This is a genomic window from Micromonospora sp. NPDC049089, from assembly GCF_040648775.1.
Classification (GTDB): Bacteria; Actinomycetota; Actinomycetes; order Mycobacteriales; family Micromonosporaceae; genus Micromonospora.
In genome coordinates, this window is sequence record NZ_JBEZEH010000381.1 from 1 (window position 1) to 2,048 (window position 2,048).

The following is a 2,048-nucleotide window of genomic DNA, read 5'->3' on the forward strand; positions in this document are numbered from 1 at the left end:
GCATCGCGGTGAGCGATGCCACGGCCGGCCGTCGTGTCAGTCGGTCGCCTTGGCGGCGGCTTCGATCTGGTTGGTGACCGCGCCCGCGTCGGTGACCATGGACAGGTGGGGCGCGTTGATCTCGGTCGTGTGCGCCTTGGCCCTTCTGGACATGGCGATCTGCTGAGCGGCGGGGATGACGGCGTCCTGCTTGCCGACCACAGACCACGAGGGGATGGTGAGCCAGGCCGGCTCCTTGGACTCCTCGACCAGCGCGTTGAAGGCCAGCGGACGCTGCCGGGAGGCCAGCACCGCCACGTCCTTGGCGGAAATGCTCTTGTCGGCGAACGCCTTGCCGAAGATCGACGGCTTCACGTAGAGGTTGACATTGTGCGGGTCGTCACCGGGGATGGCGACCTGGTCGAAGACGGTGGACACGTCGGCGGCGAAGATCGAGCCCGGCACGGCCGAGGTCAGCGACAGCACTGTGTCGTGCTGGTCCGGGATGTACGCGTCGACGTAGACCAGGGCCTTGACCTGCTCGTCGCCCCGGGCGGCGTTCGTGATGACCATGCCGCCGTACGAGTGCCCGACGAGGACGATCGGTCCGGTGATGGTGTCCAGGTACGCGCGCAGGTTGGCGGCGTCGTTCTCCACGCCGGACAGCAGATTCGGCGGCGTGACCACCCGGTAGCCGTCGTGCTGGAGCTTGGCTGCCACCTTGTCCCAGCTCGACCCGTCCGCCCACGCCCCGTGCACGAGCACGACTGTCGGCTTGGCCGTTGCGGGCCGTGAATGCAGGGTGTGACTCGTCGAGGCCTGGGCGGTGCCGATACCGGCACCACCCAGTGTGAGCGCACCGATGACCACGCCCACGGAGATGAGACGCCGTCGGGAAAACAATTTCACGGTGTTTCCTTTCACTTACTTCGCACAGAAGTCGAGCAGGGCGGCGTTGACCTGATCGCTGTGGGTCCAGGCAATGGCGTGCGGCCCGCCCTCGATGACGAGCAGGCGCGAATCCGCGATGAAGGCGGACAGCCGTTGGCCGGTGACCCCGATGGGCAGGACCCGGTCCTGGTCGCCCTGAATCACGAGTACCGGCACGTCAATCTTGGGCAGGTCGGTGCGGAAGTCGGTGAGCCACGTCGGGATGCAGGCCACCGCGGCGACGGGAGATCCGGCCACTGCCACATTCAGACTCGCCTGGAACGCCTCGTCACTGACCAGCGAACCGCCGTAGACGTCGACGTTGTAGAAGTTCTCCAGGAACTGCTTGAGCCACCCGTTCCGGTCCGTCTGCGCGGCGTGGATGAACCCGTCGAACAACGACTGCGGTGCGCCTTCGGGGTTGTCGTCCGTCCGCAGCAGAAACGGCGGGATGGGCGACATCAGCACCACCTTCGCGACCCGCTCGGTGCCGTGACGACCCAGGTACCGGGCAACGTCGCCGGTTCCCATCGAGTGACCCACGAGGATCGCGTCGCGTACGTCCAGTTTCGTGAGCAGCGCGTTCACGTCGTCGGCGAACGTGTCGACGTCGTACCCACCGTCGGGCTGGCTGGAATTGCCCCAACCCCGCCGGTCATACGTGATGACCCGGTAACCGGCCGCGAGCAGTGCCGAGACCTGCTTTTCCCAGGCCCGCCCACTCAGCGGATAGCCGTGGCTGAGTACCACCGGCCTACCGGCACCGTGATCCTCGTAATAGATCTCGATCGGATCGGCTCCGTCTGAGCCAACTGTGACATGGGGCATGCGCACTCCTTGGGCTTGCGTTCCGCGTTGGAACCATGCCGAAGGTACGGAGATGGCACCGTTTCGCGAATCACCCGAACCACGTAGTCCCGTTATCGGCGAACGACTCGACGGACAACGAGAAGTGGGCGATGCGCGGGAGCCGGGGCAAACCGCAGGCTGGGCCGAAAAGCGAAGCCGCTGCCCTTCCATCCCTAGGATGTCAATCGTGACGACGCCCGACCGCAGGCCACCGGACGCGCCGCGGTCCCACTGCGAGTTCAAGGTCTTCGGCGGTCTCGGCTGCCGGCGGGACGGCTCGGACGTCGATC

At 66.3% G+C, this 2,048-nt stretch carries 2 protein-coding genes; both read right to left on the reverse strand.

Going from position 1 to position 2,048, the window contains the following annotated elements; translation table 11 throughout:
- Nucleotides 1–36 precede the first annotated feature (36 nt).
- Nucleotides 37–888 carry an alpha/beta hydrolase gene (locus AB0B48_RS32905; protein WP_357208507.1) on the reverse strand — a complete coding sequence of 284 codons (852 nt, stop codon included), beginning with the start codon at nucleotides 886–888 and terminating at the stop codon, nucleotides 37–39.
- A gap of 15 nt (nucleotides 889–903) precedes the next feature.
- Complete coding sequence (locus tag AB0B48_RS32910; RefSeq protein WP_357208509.1) at nucleotides 904–1,737, reverse strand: alpha/beta hydrolase; 834 nt, start codon at nucleotides 1,735–1,737, stop codon at nucleotides 904–906.
- Nucleotides 1,738–2,048 lie beyond the last annotated feature (311 nt).

What these genes read in the sequence shown, in the direction of transcription:
- AB0B48_RS32910 (WP_357208509.1), bottom strand. Translation starts at nt 1,737, where the DNA reads ATGCCCCATGTCACAGTTGGCTCAGACGGAGCCGATCCGATCGAGATC.